This is a genomic window from Streptomyces sp. NPDC087215 (assembly GCF_044744885.1).
Taxonomy (GTDB): Bacteria; Actinomycetota; Actinomycetes; order Streptomycetales; family Streptomycetaceae; genus Streptomyces.
Genome location: NZ_JBIUZD010000002.1, coordinates 444,979 through 460,820, shown reverse-complemented (window position 1 = coordinate 460,820; position 15,842 = coordinate 444,979). Strand labels below are relative to the sequence as shown.

Sequence of the window (15,842 nt, the reverse complement as noted above, 5' to 3'; positions counted from 1 at the left end):
CGTCCGAGGCCCCGGGCGCCGCCCGGCGCTCCAGGCGCGTTCCCCGCGCCCGGCGGACGGCGGGGCTAGAGTCGCCGGGTGCCGTACGACCACCGGAAGACCCGCCGCCCCGCCCTCGCGCTCGCCGTCACCGGCTGCTGCGCCGTGCTCGCCGGATGCGGCGCCGCCTCCCAGGCCGCGCCGTCGAGCGGAACGTCCCCGGCGACCCGGCAGGAGAGCGCCGCCGCGCCCCGGCCGCCCGTCGCCGACGGCCGGCCCCCCGGTTCGGCCCCGCCGACCTCCCGGGGACGTCTCCCGCTCTCCGGGAAGACCGTCGTCATCGACCCCGGCCACAACTCCGGGAACTTCCGCCACTCCCGCGAGATCAACCAGAAGGTGGACATCGGGACGACCCGCAAGGAGTGCGACACCACCGGGACCTCCACGAACGCCGGATACACCGAGGCGTCCTTCACCCTCGACGTCTCCCACCGGCTGCGCGACCTGCTCACCGCGCGCGGGGCGAAGGTCGTCCTCACCCACGACGCCGACCGCCCCTGGGGCCCCTGCATCGACGAACGCGCCCGGATCGGGAACGCGGCCCGCGCCGACGCCGTCGTCTCCGTCCACGCGGACGGCTCGGCCGTCGGCCACCGCGGCTACCACGTGATCCTGCCCGCCCGGGTGCGCGGCGGCTCCGCCGACACCACGGCGATCGTCGGGCCGTCCCGCGCGCTCGGCGAGCGGATCGCCGACCGCTTCCGCCGCGCGACCGGCACCTCACCCGCCAACTACCTCGGTTCCGGTACCGGGTTGGACGTCCGGAGCGATCTCGGCGGGCTCAATCTGTCGACCGTCCCCAAAGTCTTCGTCGAATGCGGCAATATGCGTGATCCCGAGGACGCGCGGCTGCTCGCCTCGGCCGCGTGGCGGCAGAAGGCGGCACAGGGCATCTCGGACGGCATCTCCACCTACCTCAAGGGGTAGGACGGACGAGCGATAGATTCGCTCCGTACGATGGCTCCCCGTGCCGCGACCTCGAGCGCCACTCCGACGCGACGACGACCCGACGAAGGACTCTTACGTGAATATCCGCTCCCTCACCCGAGGCGATGGCGTGCTGATCGGCGCGGCGGTGGTGCTGTTCATCGCCTCGTTCCTCGGCATCTCCGGCTGTGACGCCTCCGCAGCCGTGTGCGACCGGGCCTACAACCCCAACTCGTGGGAGCTCTCACAGCTCGGCTGGGGCACCTTCCTGCTCGGCATCGTGGGCGCCGCGCTCGTCGTCCTCTCCCACGGCCTGCCGCAGCAGCGCAAGATCGCGGGCCTGGAGCCGGGACAGGTCGGCGCCGCGTTCACCATCGCCTGCGCGTGGACCCTGCTCATGTGGATCTTCGAGGCCGTGAACGCGGGCGCCGGTCTGATCCTCGGCGTGATCGCCGCCCTCGTCCTGGCCGCCGCCGCCGTCGCCGGTCCGCTGGTCCCCGCGCTCAAGGCGCCGCTCCTGGGCGCGCCCGCGCCGCAGACCCCGCAGCCGTACGGGACGCAGCCGGGGCAGCCCGGCCAGCAGGGCATCCCGGGCGGTGGCTACGGCTACCCGGGCGCACAGTACGGCCAGCCCCCGCAGGGTGCCGGGCAGCCGTTCGGCGCGCAGGGCGGCGCCCCGCAGGCGCACCAGCCGGAGCCGCAGGCCCCGGCGGCGCAGCCCTCGCCGGACTTCTCGCCGTTCTGGTTCGCCGTCCCGGTGGCCCGCCCGCTGTACGCGGAGGACGGTTCGTCCGCGCAGATCGCGGAGCTGGCCCCCGGCACCTGGTACCTGGCGGTCGAGCAGCGCGGTGCGGCCCTGGTCGCGCAGACGCAGGACGGACGCCGGGGAGTCCTCCAGGACACCACGGGCATCCAGCGCGGCTGACCCCGCCCCCGCCGGTCCCTCCACGGCCCTCCGCACCGGAATCCCTTCCGGGCGGGGGGCCGTTGGCGTACAGTCCCGCCATACCTGACGGTACGTCAGAAAGGATGCGGGACATGCGGCTCGGACTCGCCCTCGGCTACTGGGGCCGCGGCCCCTCCCCCGCCCACCTCGACCTCGCCCGCGAGGCCGAACAGCTCGGCTACGACTCCGTGTGGACCGCCGAAGCCTGGGGCTCCGACGCCTTCACCGCCCTGACCTGGATCGCCGCCCACACCAGCCGCATCCGGCTCGGCACCGCCGTCGCCCAGATGGCCGCCCGCTCCCCCACCACCACCGCCATGCACGCCCTCACCCTCGACCACCTCTCGGGCGGGCGCGTCCTGCTCGGCCTCGGCCTCTCCGGACCGCAGGTCGTCGAGGGCTGGTACGGGCGCCCCTTCCCGCGCTCCCCGCTCACCGCCACCCGCGAGTACGTGGACGTCGTCCGGCAGGTGCTCCGCCGCGAGGGCCCCGTACGGCTCGACGGGCGCCACCACTCCCACCCGTACACCGGCCCCGACGGCACCGGGCTCGGCAAGCCCCTCAAGCCGATCACCCACCCGCTCCGGGCCGACCTGCCGGTCCTCCTCGGCGCCGAAGGACCCAGGAACATCGCGCAGACGCTCGCCGTCGCCGACGGCTGGCTGCCGCTCTACTGGACCCCCGACCGCTGGGCCGAGGTGTACGCGCTCCCCGAGCGGCTCCCCGAGGGCTTCCTCGTCGCCCCCATGGTCCGGGCCCACCTCTGCGAGGACGTGGCGGCCGGACTGCTCCCGGTCAAGGCCATGCTCGGCTTCTACATCGGCGGCATGGGCCACGCGACCCGCAACTTCCACGCCGACCTGATGGGGCGGATGGGATACGAGAAGGAGGCCCGGCGCGTCCAGGAACTGTTCGCCGCCGGGCGGCGCGAGGAAGCCGTCCTCGCCGTGCCCGACGCCTTCGCGGACGAGATCTCGCTGACCGGCCCCCGGAAGCGGATCGCCGCCCGGCTGGAATCCTGGCGGCGGGGCCCGGTGACCGACCTCCTCGTCACCTCCCCGGACCCGGCCACGCTCCGGCTCCTCGCCGAACTCAACGCGTAGGGTCCTCCGGACCGGGTGCGGCGGACCGGCCCGTGGCCCACGTGCGGTGGACCGGGTGCGGTGCCCACGTGCGGTGGACCAGGTGCGGCGGACCGGCCCCCGGTCCGCCCGGATAGGCTCCTTGTCCCACGGACCAGGGAGGACCCACCCCATGAGCAGCACGAACCCGCCCTTTCCCGACCGGATCGAGCTCAGCGGTGAGGGGCTCGTCCTGCGGGACTGGACGGAGAGCGACCTGGCCGCGATGCCGGACCTCTTCGACCACCCCGACATCGCGTACTGGACACCGATCGCCTCCCCCTTCGACGAGGAGGCCGCCCGCGCGCGGCTCGACCGGGCCCGGCGGCTGCGGGCGGAGGGCACGGCCGTCGTCCTCGCCATCACCGTCGACGGCGGCGCCCCGCTCGGCGAGGCGATGCTGCGGCGGGCCCCCGAGGGCACGGAGCTCGGCTACGCGGTCGGCCCGGCGCACCGGGGCCAGGCGCTGGCCGCGCGGGCGGTACGGGTGATGGCCGCCCACGCCTTCGGGGAACTGGGCGTGGAGCAGGTGATCCTGGAGCTGGAGGCCGAGAACGCCCCGAGCGTCGCCGTGGCCGTCGCGTCCGGCTTCCACCTGCTCGACGTACCGCTGATCGAGGGGGAGGAGAAGGGCCGCCCCTACGTCCTCCAGACCTGGGGCCTGACGCGCCCTTCGTGACGTCGTAAATGCCATGGCGTCGTGGACGCCGTGACGGCCCGCAACATCGTAACGGCCGGACGTCGGAGCGGCCCGGCACCGCGTCCCTCCGACGTGACGTCGGAGGGACGCGGTGCCGGGCCGTCCCCCGTGGGGCGGGCCGGACCCGGGAGGGACGGTCTAGGAACCGCCGGTCAACTGCGAGGTGGTGGGCACCTTGTCGACGACCTCGGCGCCCGCGCTCTTCCCCGCGTCCTTCACGCTGTTGATGACGCTCTCGAAGGAGTTGACGTCCCCCGCGCCCGCGTCGCCCTTGCGGAGCTTCGTCCCCAGGTCCTTCAGCGAATCGATCCCGGCGGAGAGCGGGGCGACCGCCTTCGCCAGCAGCGGATCGCCCTGGGCGTTGTGCACCGCCGCCTTCAGCCGGTTGTAGGTGAACGCGCCCGCCAGACCCGCCTTCACCAGGGCGAACGTCCGGCCGTCCGCGCCCTTGGTGAACTTGCCCGCCCGGTACGGCTTCACGATCCACTGGTAGGCGGCGCCCGCCGCGAGACCCGCGTTGGCCACGAACCGGGTCTTCGCCAGCTTCTGCTGCTCGAAGCTCGCCGAGACCGACGGGGACGCCGCCGCAGGGACCGCGGCCGCCCCCACGCTCTGGGAGTCGTTCCCGCCGCAGGCGGAGACGGTCAGCAGCAGGGCGCAGCACAACGGCAGCGCCACCACCCCACGGGACACGGTTCTGGGCACGGCACATCCTCCTGACGACGGTCCCGCCAGCCTCGCCCGGGTGCCGGGCCACCGCCACCGGGACGACTCCGAACGGGTACGGGGTCCGGCCGGGCGGGTCGCCCCCTCGTCCGGCACCCTTCCGGGACGTCCCGGAGACGGCCGGGACACCCGGACGGAAGGGGCCCGCCCTAGCATCGGGCCGTCCGGCCGCCCGCCGCCGGACCGCCCTCCCGGAACCCGCCTCACCCAGGAGCCCCCATGAAGACCGCCTCCCGTGCCGGTGCCGCCCTCGGGGCCGCCGTCCTCGCCGCCCTCGCCGCCCCGGGACCGGCCCAGGCCCAGCCCGGCGCCGCCTACATCGGCTCCGGCCGGGGCAACTCGTCCGCCGCCGTGCGGTGCGTCCAGCAGGGGATCAACTCGATCGTCTCGGACCGCTTCGCCACCCAGCACGACCTGATCGGCGTCGACGGCTCCTTCGGCCCCGAGACCGACGAGGCCGTCCGGTACGTGCAGTACCGGCTGCTGGGCGCCTCGGAGGCCGACGGGGTCGTCGGGCCGAGGACGGGGGACCTGATCATGCGGTACCAGTACGGGAACTACGCGGCCTGCTACCCGTACGTGCCCACCAGCAACTGACCCGAAGAGGAGAGGCCGGGGGCCCGGACCACCCGGCCGCCCGGCCACCGGAGCGGCGGGCCGCCCGGCCGCCCGGCTACCGGGTCCTGAAGCGGCGGAAGAGGTTCCGGGCCACGTACACCCCGGGACCGCCGAAGCCGACGATGTCCGGGCGTCCCTCGCCGGTGACGTCCGCGAGGAAGCGGGGGTGGCGGTCGACCCGCCACCCGCCCGCGTCCTCGTCGTGGCCGAACCCCCGGCACACCAGCTGGGCCCGTTCGAACGTCCCGTCGCCCCGGCCGTGCGACACCCAGACACCCTCGTCACCGAAGCCGACGACGTCCGGGCAGCCGTCGCCGGTGACGTCGGAGAGGAACCGCAGGTGCTTCGCGCCCGTCCATCCCTGGGCGGTCCCGAAGTCGTTCAGGACGAGCTTCGAGGGCTCGAACGTGCCGTCGCCACGCCCGCGCGAGACGACGACGCCCTCCGGGCCGAACCCGACGAGGTCCCGTGGTCCGCCCGCGGTGGGCCCGGTCACGAACCTCGGGTGTTCCCGGACCGACCTCCACCCCTGGTTCCTCCCGAAGTCGTCCAGGACGTAGAGGGGTTCGGCGAACCTCCCCTCCTCGTCCTGGAGCGACACCCAGACGCCGTCGTCGTGGCAGCCGACGACGTCGGGCCTGCCGTCGCCCGTGGTGTCCACGAGGAAACGGGGATGCCTGCCCACCAGCCATCCGCCCGCCTCCGGGCCATGCCCGAACGCCTTGAGGACCGGCTCGTCGCCGGGCGTGGCGAACTTCCCCTGCTCGTCCTGGAGCGAGATCCGGACGCCGTCGTCGTGGCAGCCGACGACGTCGAGCCTGCCGTCGCCCGTGGTGTCCACGAGGAAACGGGGATGCCTGCCGGCCAGCCATCCGCCCGCCTTCGGGCCGTGACCGAACGCCTTGAGCACCAGCTCGCCGCCCGAGGGCTGGAACGTCCCGTCCGCGCCCCGGGGGGAGACCCGGACGCCGTCTGCGGCGAGCACGACGACGACGGGCGCTCCCCCGCCGCCCGTCAGGTCCGCCAGGGTCCACAGGTCCTCGCGGCTCGGGGAGGTCCCGGGGCCGTGCAGGACGCGCTCCTCGTCCGCGAACGTCGCGTCGCTCCTCCCGGCGGCCGTCACGGCCCCCTTCGCGGGCTTCAGGCCCACGACGCTGTCCCGCCCCTCCCCGGCGGTGTCGGCGAGGAACCGCGCGCCGACCCCGGCCCACCAGCCCGTCCCCCCGCCGGGCGGGCGGTCGCCCTCCTCGCTCTTCCACCCGCCCGCGGCCTCGTCGCTGCCGAACCGTTCGAGGACCAGCAGCGGGTCACTGAAGGAAGGGGCCGCGCCGGGAACCGGCCGGAGCGCGGCCGAAGGGGCCAGCCGCCAGGACCGGCGGCCGTTCCAGTGGCTCGACGGCGTCCAGCGCAGCACGAGGTCGCTGACGCGTTCGGGCCCGGCCGGGACGAGCCGCCACCGCTGGCTCGGCACGGCCTCGTCGTACGCGCGCAGGACGACCAGGGCGTCGCCCTCGTGGGGCTCGTCGGGGTCGGGAGGGAGGTCGAGGTCGAGAACGGTGCCGTCGGCCACGCTCTCGATGAAGTGGAGACCGGCCTCGCCCTCGACGGGAACGACCCGCCACCGCTGGCCCTTCCTGCCGTCGACCGCGTTCCCCCGGCGGACGCCGCCGCCCGTGGCCGCGGGAAGGTCGAGGACCTTGTCGCCGCCCGCGTCGCGGATCACGTACGCGGGGTCGTCCTGCGCCTTCCCGCCCGGCACGGGGACGATCCGCCACCGCTCGGGGCCCGGACCGTCCTCGGGGAGGTCACGGACGACGAGGACCCCGTCGGCGCCCGGCGCGGCCCCGCCGAGGGTCCTCCCCGTGGCGGCGTTGACGATCTCCAGTTTCAGTTCTTCCGTGGGCACGGACATCGTGGTGCCTCTTCCAGGCGGTACGGGCGGTGGCTCGGGACGGGTTCGGTACGGCGGTGACCACGGCTCACGTGAAGACGTGGTGGTAGGGCACGTCCCACTCGCTGGGCAGCCTCGGATAGAACGTGTTGATCACCGTCCCGGTGAAGTCGCCGCCCCAGTTGTAGGTGAGGCGCGCCTCGCTGCTGGCCGTCACCGCGTGGTCCTTGAACCCGAGGATGGCGTCGGGGTGGGTGATCGGCACGAAGGTGATCCCGCCCCACGGCGTCACCGTGACGACCCAGAGCTGAGTGTCCTCGGTCGCGCCGTTCCGCCCGCGCCACTTGTCCCCGACCTTGTCGGGGAGGCCGACCTGGACGGTGTCGGCCGTGCTCTTGGGGGCGTCCTGGTGGACGGTGACGCGCCTGCGCAGCGGCTTCGGCGTGCCGTCGTCGCCGCGCCCCCCGGTGGTTCCGGCGGCCGGGGGCTTGGGCGTCACCTGGCCGGCGGCGCTCTCCAGGTAGTAGAGAGGCCGCTGCCCGAAGAACCCGCCGGGGGTGACGTACCAGAGGTGGCCCCGGGCGTCCTTGGTCGCCGGGTCGAGCGCGGTGGCCAGCTGGACGCCCTTGTCGTGGCTCTCCTCCTTCAGCTCCGCGGGCCGCAGAAAGCCGCCGTTGAAGGCATGGACGAGCATGACCGGCCGGTTCTCCAGCAGCGCCGCCACGATCGCGTTGTCGTAGCTGTTCACCGCCACCGGACCGCCGACCACCAGATTCGCCATCGCCGTGCGTTCCTGGGTGTACATCGCGGAAACCCCACCTTCTTCGTGATTCTTCTGAACAAGGACAACACAACGGATCGGACACTCGGTTGAGTGGTCTATCACGCGGAATTGCCGACGGCCAGCCACTCTCGGCGAAAACAACTCTGAAAGCGAATGCAGCACCGCGCCAAATGACCTCAAACACGGCAATCCACAAAGTCAAGACGACCTTGGGAAGATAATTGTCGAAAAGCGTTCGATCGAACAACCGATGATCGGCCAGAGTTTCGAAGCTCTCGCAAAAGGGCAGCTAAGGGCCACTTTCGAGCCGTGATCACTCGATTGAGCCCGATGCCCGAAGAAGGGCTCCACCACATTGATGTCCGTGCTAGCTTCGGTTTTCCGAACGTGCGCAGTTTTCTGTTTCCATTTATCCGGGCGCGGTTCGGCCGGACCAGTCGAGGACAGGGAATGCCTTCCAACGCGTACAACCTGGAACAGGCCAAGCGCCAGCCACTGACAAAGAAGAACCTGCGGGAACTCGGTATCGAGCAGAGCTGGCGGTCCATCCTGGACCACCCCGGTCTGGTCTACTCCGACGACTACGGCGTGCGGCACAAACCCGTGGGTTTCTCCCTGAACAAGTCGAGTTTCGGTGCATTCTCCGGGACCGCTTACCAACTGGGCTGGCTCGCCTACATGAACCTCGGGGAGCCGCTCATCGAGGAGCGGAGCGACATCCAGCAGCCCCCGCCGGACACGTTCTCCTCGCGCACCTACGTCAACCGCAGCCAGACGACCCCGATGACCTTCACCGACTCGGTCGACTTCGCCGTGTCGAACGGGGCCACGTGGTCGCTCCAGGGCGACGCCAGGCTCACGTTCGGCGGCACCGTCGGCGCCTCGCTCCAGCTACAGCTGCAGAACCAGCTCCGGCTGGACCTCCAGACGCAGCTCCAGGCCCAGGCCCAGAACGAGATGTCGAACAGGAACTCGGAGACCGTCACCAAGAAGAACAGCAAGGACAACATCGGGACGGACGCCGCGACCGCCACCGAGTCGGCCATGAGGAACGCGGTGACGAACTCCGCCACGACCGGGGTGACGAACTCCGTGGGATTCACGACCACGGGCAGCGCCACCGGCAACGCGTCGCTCAACGCCCAGCTCGCGCTGGGCATCGTGGCCTCCACCGGCGGCTCCCTGAACACCAGCTGGACCTCCAGGTCGCAGATCTCCGGCCAGGTCCCGGCGGGCTCCCGCGTGAGGACCCTCGCCTCGCAGCGACGCACCCGCAAGCAGTACACCTACGAGATCCCGGTGACCTTCTCCGGACTGATCGCGGTGAAGTACGCCGTGCCGGTGACGGTGCTGTCTCCCCCGCAGTCCGGGGACCATCCCGGTCTCGACCAGCTCGTCGCCCGCGACATCGGCGACCTCGGCCTGACTCCCGGCGGCTTCCGCATGAAGGGGCTGGCCGAGGTGGTCTCCGCCCTGGAGGTCCACCACACGATGTTCGACGACGAGAGCCTGATCAACAACCAGCAGACGCTGCACAAGCAGCCGTGACCGGGCGGGCCGTACCGTCCCACGACGACGACCAGGGGTAACGACCATGGTGTTCGACAACATCTTCGGCTTCGCGGGCAAGGGCGCGGGCCTCTTCTCGGTGACCACCGACGGCACCAGACCCGAGCCGGGGGCGGACGTCGACTTCGAGGACTCCGACGAGAACACGTACGACGACACGAGTACGAGCCTGTTCACCAGCGCGCTCCACGGAGCCTCCTCCCGCGCGAAGATCGTGCGGGAGGACTCGCCCGAGGCCCGCGCGGTCCTGGGCTTCCTCGGCGGCCTGATCCGGACCACCCAGGAGTCGGCCGGAGCCCAGGCCCAGTACGCCCGGGACCCCGGCTCGGTGTCCGGGGCGGCGTCCTCCGGTATGCGGGAGTCCAGCACGACGGTGACCGGGGACAGCGGTCTCCAGAGGGACCCGGACCTGGAGGACCGGCCGAGGAAGAGCGACTTCACCCAGCCGCCCAAGACGCCCCCGGCCCCCAAGGCGCCCACACCGACCGCCGAGAAGCCGTCCGGCTCCGGGAAGTAGGACCAGGGTCCCCGGAGGGGGCAGGGGCGCTCGGCCCCCGCCCCCTCCTCGTGCGTCACACGGGCAGCAGTCGCCACTGCCGATCCCGGTGGTCGCCTTCCGCCCCGTGCTGCCTGACCGTCGCGCGGGCGTTGGTGTCGACCCGCAGCAGCAGACCGCTCTTCCGGTTCGCGATCTCGTACACCTTCGGCCCGTCCGGCGCGGAACCCACCGGGATCAGCCTCCACTGCTGGTGACGTGCGCCGGCCCCCTCGGAGGCGCGCTGCGCGACCGGCGCCCCGGCCTCCTCCCACGCCTCGACGACCTCCAGGACCTTGCCGCTGCGCAGGTTCTCGATCGTGTACAGGACGTCCCCGTCGTCCTGCCCCGCCACGAGGAGCCGCCACCGCTGGTGGTCCCTGGGCGCGGCGAGGGTCTGCTGGACCTCGGCCCCGTCCTTGAGGGACTCGCGCAGGACCCCCATCCGCAGCCCGCTGCGGACGTTGGCCCAGGAGACCACGGTGCCCGAATCGGGCATTCCGGCCATCCTCGGCGACGCGATCCTCCGGACCCGGTTGTTGACGTGGTCGGCGATGTAGAGGGTGTCGACGCAGTCGACGGCGAGCCCGAAGGGATTGTTCAGCTGGGCCGAGGCGGCCGGGGCACCGTCACCGCCGAAGCCCGCGACACCCGTGCCCGCGACCGTGGCGATCGTCCCGTCCGGCGTCACCTTCCGGACCCGGTTGTTGCGGTAGTCGGAGAGGAGCAGGGCGCCCGTGCTGTCCACCACCAACGCCACGGGAAGGTTGAGCTGGGCCGAGGCGGCCGGGCCGCCGTCACCGCCGAAGCCCGCGACACCCGTACCGACGACCGTGGTGATCGTCCCGTCCGGCGTCACCTTCCGGATCCGGTGGTTGTTGGAGTCGGAGACGTAGAGATTGCCCGCGCCGTCCACCGCGAGTCCGTGCGGGGCGTTCAACTGGGCTGCGGCGGCAGGTCCGTTGTCACCCCTGAAGCCCCCCGTGCCGATCCCCGCGACCGTGGCGATCTTCCCGTCCGCCGCGATCTTCCGGATCCGGTGGTTGCTGTAGTCGGAGACGTAGAGATTGCCCGCGCCGTCCACCGCCACGCCCGTGGGGAGGTTCAACCGGGCGACGGTGGCGGGGCCCCCGTCACCGCTGAACCCCGCGACGCCCGCACCGGCGACCGTGGTGATCGTCCCGTCCGGCGCGATCCGCCGGATCCGGTGGTTGCCGGAGTCGGAGACGTAGAGATTGCCCGCGGCGTCCGTCGCCACCTCGCGCGGGGCGTTCAACTGGGCTGCGGCGGCAGGGCCGTTGTCGCCCTTGAAGCCCGCCGCTCCGGTCCCCGCGACCGTGGTGATCTTCCCGTCGGTCGTGACCTTCCGGATCCGGTGGTTGTTGTAGTCGGACAGGTAGAGGGTGCCCGCACCGTCCACCGCGATCCCGTACGGGCGGTTCAACTGCGCCAAGGCGGCGGGGCCTTCGTCCCCCGTGGACCCCGCACCCCCCGCACCCGCGACCGTGCTGATCGAAGGGGGTGAGTCCTCGCCCCCGGTCGCTGCCGCCTGGGCATTGCTCATCGTCGTCCCTTCACCGTTCGCTCGGCACCCGCTACGGGTGGTCGTCGGTCGGTTCCAGAAAGTCACATGAGCATCAGAATGGCAAGATCACACAAGAGTGAACCTCGATCCGCGAGTCGGCACTTGTTCGAGCGAGCGGACCATCGGCGCACGTCATCGCGGCATCCCGCCGGAACGACTCCGTTCGAATCGAACTAATCCGCACAGCAGTCCGGTTCGAGACCCGTCGGCAGGTGCTCGCCGCCGAAGACCGCGACCGTGGCCTGCTCGCCGCCGAGGGCCGAGACCGCGAGCAGCAGGGAGCCCGCCGTCCAGCTGGTCTGCTCCTCCGGCCACATCGCCGGGGCGCTCCCCTCGTCGCCCTCGAAGACGTACCCCGTCCAGTACATGCCGTTCCCGGCGCGCAGGTGCTGGATGTCCTGGAGGATCGTGAGCGCCCGGTCCGACTCGCCCGTCATCCAGAGCGCGAGGGCCAGTTCACAGCTCTCGCCGCCGGTCACCCACGGGTTCGGGACGACGCAGCGCACCCCGAGGCCCGGGACCACGAAGGCGTCCCAGGAGGCGTCGATCCGGGCCTTCGCGTCGGCCCCGGTGACCGCGCCGCCGAGAACCGGGTAGTACCAGTCCATCGAGTAGCGGGACTTGTCGAGGAACCGTTCCGGGTGGTGCCGGATCGCGTGCCCGAGGGCGCCCGCCGCCAGCTCCCAGTCGGGCTGCGGCTCCTCGCGGGCCTCCGCGATGGCCAGGGCGCAGCGCAGCGCCTGGTGGATCGACGAACTGCCGGTCAGGAGGGCGTCGTTCACCGGTGTGCCGTCGGGCTCGCGCTTCCAGCCGATCTGGCCGCCGGGCTGCTGGAGCCCGAGGACGAACTCGACGGCCGCGTAGACGGCGGGCCACATCCGGTCGAGGAAGACGTCGTCGCCGGTGGTCAGGTAGTGGTGCCAGACGCCGACCGCGAGGTAGGCGGTGAAGTTGGCCTCCCGGCCGTGGTCGGTGACGTCGTCGGCGGCGCCGTCCCGGTAGGCCGCGTACCAGGAGCCGTCGCCGTTCTGGTGCCGTACCAGCCAGTCGTAGGCGCGGGCGGCGGCCTCGTGCTCGCCGGCCGTGTCCAGCGCCATCGCGGCCTCGGTGTGGTCCCAGGGGTCGAGGTGGTGGCCCCGGAACCAGGGGATGGCGCCGTCCTCGCGCTGTACGGCGAGTATCCCGGCGACGGTCTGCGCGGCCTGCTCGGCGGTGAGCACCCCGGGCAGCACGAGGTGCTCCGCGATCCGCTCGGGAGAGGTCACTGGGTGTCGGCCTCGGGCAGGTGGGGCTTGGTCGCGTACGCCACGAAGCTCTTGCCGACGACCGGGTTGAGCAGCTGCTCGGCGACCCGGGTCACGGCGGGCTTCTTCATGATGTCCCAGACCAGGAGCTTGTGGTAGGCGCGGACCGGCAGGGCCTTGTCGTTGTCGACGCCGAAGGCGCACTTCAGCCACCAGTACGGGGAGTGCAGCGCGTGCGCGTGGTGGGTGCCGTACGGCTTCAGACCGGCCTGGCGGATCTTGCCGAGGAGTTCGTCGGCCTTGTAGATGCGGATGTGGCCGCCCTCGACCTCGTGGTACGCGTCGGAGAGCGTCCAGCAGACCTTCTCCGGGCCGTAGCGGGGCACGGTGACCGCGATCCGGCCGCCCGGCTTGAGGACGCGGACCATCTCGGCGAGCACGCCCTTGTCGTCCGGGATGTGCTCCATGACCTCGGAGATGATCACGACGTCGAAGGACCCGTCGGGGAACGGCAGGTTGAGGGCGTCGCCCTCCATCGCGGTGGCGGTCGCCCCGGCGGGCGCCTCCCCCGCCTCCTTCATGGCGGCGAACCACTTGGCGACCTCGCGGATCTCCTCGGGGTTCCGGTCCAGGGCCACGACCCGGGCGCCGCGCCGGTAGCACTCGAAGGCGTGCCGTCCCGCCCCGCAGCCCAGGTCGAGCACGCGGTCGCCGGGGGCGAGCGGGAAGCGGGTGAAGTCGACGGTCAGCACGAGGTCCTGCTTTCGCGGTGGGGAAGTCGGTGGGGGCGGGCGGTCCTCGGGGCGGTCTTCCCCGACCGGTCGGGGCGGGCGGGCGCGGGGTGTCCGGCGGTCCGCGCTCCGGGCCGGGCGGTACGGGGCACGGGCCCGGCGGTACGTGCCCGGCGGGTGGGGTGGGGCGTCACCGGGCGCCTCCGCGCGTCCGGGCGCGCCGCGCGTCGATCGCCTCCCGGTACAGCTCGGCGGTGCCGCGTGCCGCGCGGGCCCAGGTGAAGCGCTCCAGGACCCGGTCCCGGCCCGCCGCGCCGAGCCGGGCGCGCAGCTCCGGGTCTCCGAGGACCCGGCCGAGGGCGGCGGCGAGGGCGCCCGCGTCGCCGGGCGGCACCGCGAGGCAGCTCTCGCCGTCCGGGCCCGCGACCTCGGGGATCGCGCCGCCGGTGGTGGCGACCAGCGGGGTGCCGGTGGCCATGCCCTCGGCGGCGGGCAGCGAGAAGCCCTCGTACAGGGAGGGCACGCAGGCGACCTGGGCGGAGCGGTAGAGGTCGACCATCTCGGCGTCGCTGATGCCCTTGACGAACTCCACGGCGCCGTCGAGCCCGTACCGCTCGATCGCGGTGGCGACCGGGCCGTCCTCGGCGCGCTTGCCGACGACGACGAGGTGCGCGTCGGGGTGCTCGGTGCGGAGCTTGGCGAGCGCCTCGATCAGATGGACCAGGCCCTTGAGGGGGACGTCGGCGCTGGAGGTGGTGACGATCCGGCCGGGGACCTCGGCGACGGCCGGACCGGGCGACCAGAGGTCGGTGTCGGCGCCGATGTGCACGACCCGGACGCGGTCCTCGCGGACGCCGAGGTGTTCGACGATCTCCTGCCGGGAGGTGCCGGAGACGGTCAGCACCGAGGGCAGCCTGCGGGCGACGCGCTTCTGCATCCGGGTGAAGCCGTACCAGCGGCGGACGGAGGCGCGGCGCTTCCAGTCGGCGGCGGCGGCGAGGTCGAGCCGCCGGTCGACGGTGATGGGGTGGTGGATCGTGGTGACCAGCGGGGCGCCGAGGGCGCGGGGGCCGCCGAGGAGCCCGTAGCCGAGGGTCTGGTTGTCGTGGACGACGTCGAAGTCGCCGCGCCGGGCGGCGAGCAGGCGGCGGGCCCGCAGCGAGAAGGTGAGCGGCTCGGGGAAGCCCCCGGTCCACATGGTGGCGACTTCGAGGCCGTCGATCCAGTCCCGGTACTCCTCGCGCCCCGGGGTCCGGAAGGGGTCCGGCGAGCGGTAGAGGTCGAGGCTGGCGACCTCGGTGAGGGGGACGCCCTCGTCGAGGACGGGGTACGGCTGGGAGCCGATGACCTCGACGCTGTGGCCGAGGCGGGCGAGTTCGCGGGAGAGGTGGCGGACGTAGACGCCCTGTCCTCCGCAGAAGGGGTTCCCCTTGTACGTGAGGAGAGCGATCCGCAGCGGTTCGTCACCGGCGGCCGTGACGCCCTGTCGGGGGCGTGCCTCCATGGCCTCAGCGGTCATGCGCGACCCCCTTCGAGCGTACGTTTCGCCGGAGCGTAACCGCTCGCGCTAATCTAGAACAAGTTACAGACTTGGCCGTTCGCGCGAGCGCCGGAGTCGTCCGTGCGGGCGTCGGGCCGGTCGTCGCCCCACTTCCCGATCCTTCGAGGAGGACAGAATCTACCGGCAGGTAGCCCCGTGGTGAGAGCCGGAACAGGTGATTCGCGCCACGGCCCCCGCAGCGCCATACTGTCGCTCCCCACCGCACGGAACGGGACCTCATGACCGCAGACCACAGGGCGGGCCACAGACCCGCGTCACCGCCCCTCACGGAGCGCCAGGAGGCGCGCCGCCGCCGCATCCTCGACGCCAGCGCGCAGCTCGCGGCGCGGGGCGGCTTCGACGCCGTGCAGATGCGGGAGGTCGCCGAGGCCGCCGGGGTGGCCCTGGGGACGCTGTACCGCTACTTCCCCTCCAAGATCCATCTGCTGGTCGCCACCATGCAGGACCAGCTCCAGCACATGCACACCACCCTGCGGAAGCGGCCCCCGGCCGGGGCGGACCCGGCGACTCGGGTCGCGGAGACCCTGATGCGGGCCTTCCGGGCGCTCCAGCGCGAACCGCAGCTCGCCGACGCGATGGTGCGGGCCCTGACCTTCGCGGACCGGAGCGTGAGCCCGGAGGTCGACACGGTCTCGCGGCTGACGACGGCGATCATCCTGGACGCGATGGGCACGGAACACCCCACACCGGCCCAGTTGTCGGCCGTCCGGGTGATCGAGCACACCTGGCACTCGGCCCTGATCACCTGGCTGTCGGGCCGCGCCTCGATCGCCCAGGTGAAGATCGACATCGAGACGGTCTGCCGCCTGATCGCCCTGACGGCCCCGGAGGACCCGGCCCCGGGGGCGGTCCGGGGGCGGTGAGT

Annotated in this window: 15 protein-coding genes; 8 read left to right on the top strand and 7 right to left on the bottom strand. The window is 72.6% G+C overall.

All coding sequences use genetic code 11. The features are described from left to right. Positions 1–78: 78 nt before the first annotated feature. From ACIO92_RS06675 to ACIO92_RS06660, 4 genes are all read left to right on the top strand, one after another. Positions 79–966: an N-acetylmuramoyl-L-alanine amidase gene (locus ACIO92_RS06675; protein WP_366440362.1), complete on the top strand. Its 888-nt coding sequence runs from the start codon at positions 79–81 to the stop codon at positions 964–966. 97 nt (positions 967–1,063) lie between these two features. Further along, entirely contained in the window at positions 1,064–1,891 is an 828-nt protein-coding gene (locus ACIO92_RS06670) for a hypothetical protein (RefSeq protein WP_402055469.1), read from the top strand. 113 nt (positions 1,892–2,004) lie between these two features. Beyond that, positions 2,005–3,015, top strand: a complete 1,011-nt coding sequence (locus ACIO92_RS06665) for an LLM class F420-dependent oxidoreductase (RefSeq protein WP_402279680.1) — start codon at positions 2,005–2,007, stop codon at positions 3,013–3,015. Between the two features lie 151 nt (positions 3,016–3,166). Further along, positions 3,167–3,712 carry a GNAT family N-acetyltransferase gene (locus ACIO92_RS06660; RefSeq protein ID WP_366440365.1) on the top strand — a complete coding sequence of 182 codons (546 nt, stop codon included), beginning with the start codon at positions 3,167–3,169 and terminating at the stop codon, positions 3,710–3,712. A 159-nt stretch (positions 3,713–3,871) separates the two neighbouring features. Here ACIO92_RS06660 and ACIO92_RS06655 read toward each other — a convergent pair whose 3' ends face one another. Continuing rightward, a complete protein-coding gene (locus tag ACIO92_RS06655; RefSeq protein WP_401239928.1) occupies positions 3,872–4,438 on the bottom strand; it encodes a hypothetical protein in 567 nt (188 codons plus the stop codon). 240 nt (positions 4,439–4,678) lie between these two features. Between ACIO92_RS06655 and ACIO92_RS06650 the strand changes: the two genes are divergently transcribed. Continuing rightward, complete coding sequence (locus tag ACIO92_RS06650) at positions 4,679–5,056, top strand: peptidoglycan-binding protein (RefSeq protein WP_402279684.1); 378 nt, start codon at positions 4,679–4,681, stop codon at positions 5,054–5,056. A 76-nt stretch (positions 5,057–5,132) separates the two neighbouring features. Here ACIO92_RS06650 and ACIO92_RS06645 read toward each other — a convergent pair whose 3' ends face one another. Then, a complete protein-coding gene (locus tag ACIO92_RS06645; RefSeq protein WP_366440368.1) occupies positions 5,133–6,989 on the bottom strand; it encodes an FG-GAP-like repeat-containing protein in 1,857 nt (618 codons plus the stop codon). A gap of 67 nt (positions 6,990–7,056) precedes the next feature. Continuing rightward, entirely contained in the window at positions 7,057–7,773 is a 717-nt protein-coding gene (locus ACIO92_RS06640; RefSeq protein ID WP_402055461.1) for a hypothetical protein, read from the bottom strand. A gap of 429 nt (positions 7,774–8,202) precedes the next feature. Here ACIO92_RS06640 and ACIO92_RS06635 point away from each other — a divergent pair, with 429 nt between their 5' ends. Together ACIO92_RS06635 and ACIO92_RS06630 are read left to right on the top strand one after the other, a co-directional pair. Continuing rightward, complete coding sequence (locus ACIO92_RS06635; protein WP_366440370.1) at positions 8,203–9,300, top strand: hypothetical protein; 1,098 nt, start codon at positions 8,203–8,205, stop codon at positions 9,298–9,300. A gap of 46 nt (positions 9,301–9,346) precedes the next feature. Beyond that, complete coding sequence (locus tag ACIO92_RS06630) at positions 9,347–9,838, top strand: hypothetical protein (protein ID WP_366440371.1); 492 nt, start codon at positions 9,347–9,349, stop codon at positions 9,836–9,838. A gap of 55 nt (positions 9,839–9,893) precedes the next feature. Here ACIO92_RS06630 and ACIO92_RS06625 read toward each other — a convergent pair whose 3' ends face one another. From ACIO92_RS06625 to ACIO92_RS06610, 4 genes are all read right to left on the bottom strand, one after another. Then, the gene (locus ACIO92_RS06625; RefSeq protein WP_366440372.1) at positions 9,894–11,420 is read right to left on the bottom strand and encodes an RICIN domain-containing protein; all 1,527 of its coding nucleotides are present in this window, start codon (positions 11,418–11,420) and stop codon (positions 9,894–9,896) included. A 194-nt stretch (positions 11,421–11,614) separates the two neighbouring features. Further along, the gene (locus tag ACIO92_RS06620; protein ID WP_366440373.1) at positions 11,615–12,706 is read right to left on the bottom strand and encodes a prenyltransferase; all 1,092 of its coding nucleotides are present in this window, start codon (positions 12,704–12,706) and stop codon (positions 11,615–11,617) included. Further along, positions 12,703–13,437 (bottom strand): class I SAM-dependent methyltransferase, encoded by a 735-nt coding sequence (locus ACIO92_RS06615; RefSeq protein WP_366440374.1) that lies wholly within the window; start codon positions 13,435–13,437, stop codon positions 12,703–12,705. Before ACIO92_RS06615 ends, ACIO92_RS06620 begins: the two co-directional genes overlap by 4 nt. A gap of 169 nt (positions 13,438–13,606) precedes the next feature. Beyond that, complete coding sequence (locus ACIO92_RS06610; RefSeq protein ID WP_366440375.1) at positions 13,607–14,935, bottom strand: glycosyltransferase family 4 protein; 1,329 nt, start codon at positions 14,933–14,935, stop codon at positions 13,607–13,609. Between the two features lie 260 nt (positions 14,936–15,195). On the opposite strand from ACIO92_RS06610, the gene ACIO92_RS06605 reads away from it, so the two are divergent. Beyond that, positions 15,196–15,840, top strand: coding sequence for a TetR family transcriptional regulator (locus ACIO92_RS06605; protein WP_366440376.1), 645 nt, complete (start codon positions 15,196–15,198; stop codon positions 15,838–15,840). Positions 15,841–15,842 lie beyond the last annotated feature (2 nt).

Bases quoted from the DNA above. Each gene is read 5' to 3' on its own strand.
- ACIO92_RS06665 (WP_402279680.1), top strand. From the start codon at position 2,005: ATGCGGCTCGGACTCGCCCTCGGCTACTGGGGCCGCGGCCCCTCCCCC.
- ACIO92_RS06605 (WP_366440376.1), top strand. From the start codon at position 15,196: ATGACCGCAGACCACAGGGCGGGCCACAGACCCGCGTCACCGCCCCTC.
- ACIO92_RS06640 (WP_402055461.1), bottom strand. From the start codon at position 7,773: ATGTACACCCAGGAACGCACGGCGATGGCGAATCTGGTGGTCGGCGGT.
- ACIO92_RS06625 (WP_366440372.1), bottom strand. From the start codon at position 11,420: ATGAGCAATGCCCAGGCGGCAGCGACCGGGGGCGAGGACTCACCCCCT.
- ACIO92_RS06610 (WP_366440375.1), bottom strand. From the start codon at position 14,935: ATGACCGCTGAGGCCATGGAGGCACGCCCCCGACAGGGCGTCACGGCC.
- ACIO92_RS06650 (WP_402279684.1), top strand. From the start codon at position 4,679: ATGAAGACCGCCTCCCGTGCCGGTGCCGCCCTCGGGGCCGCCGTCCTC.
- ACIO92_RS06635 (WP_366440370.1), top strand. From the start codon at position 8,203: ATGCCTTCCAACGCGTACAACCTGGAACAGGCCAAGCGCCAGCCACTG.
- ACIO92_RS06660 (WP_366440365.1), top strand. From the start codon at position 3,167: ATGAGCAGCACGAACCCGCCCTTTCCCGACCGGATCGAGCTCAGCGGT.
- ACIO92_RS06630 (WP_366440371.1), top strand. From the start codon at position 9,347: ATGGTGTTCGACAACATCTTCGGCTTCGCGGGCAAGGGCGCGGGCCTC.
- ACIO92_RS06645 (WP_366440368.1), bottom strand. From the start codon at position 6,989: ATGTCCGTGCCCACGGAAGAACTGAAACTGGAGATCGTCAACGCCGCC.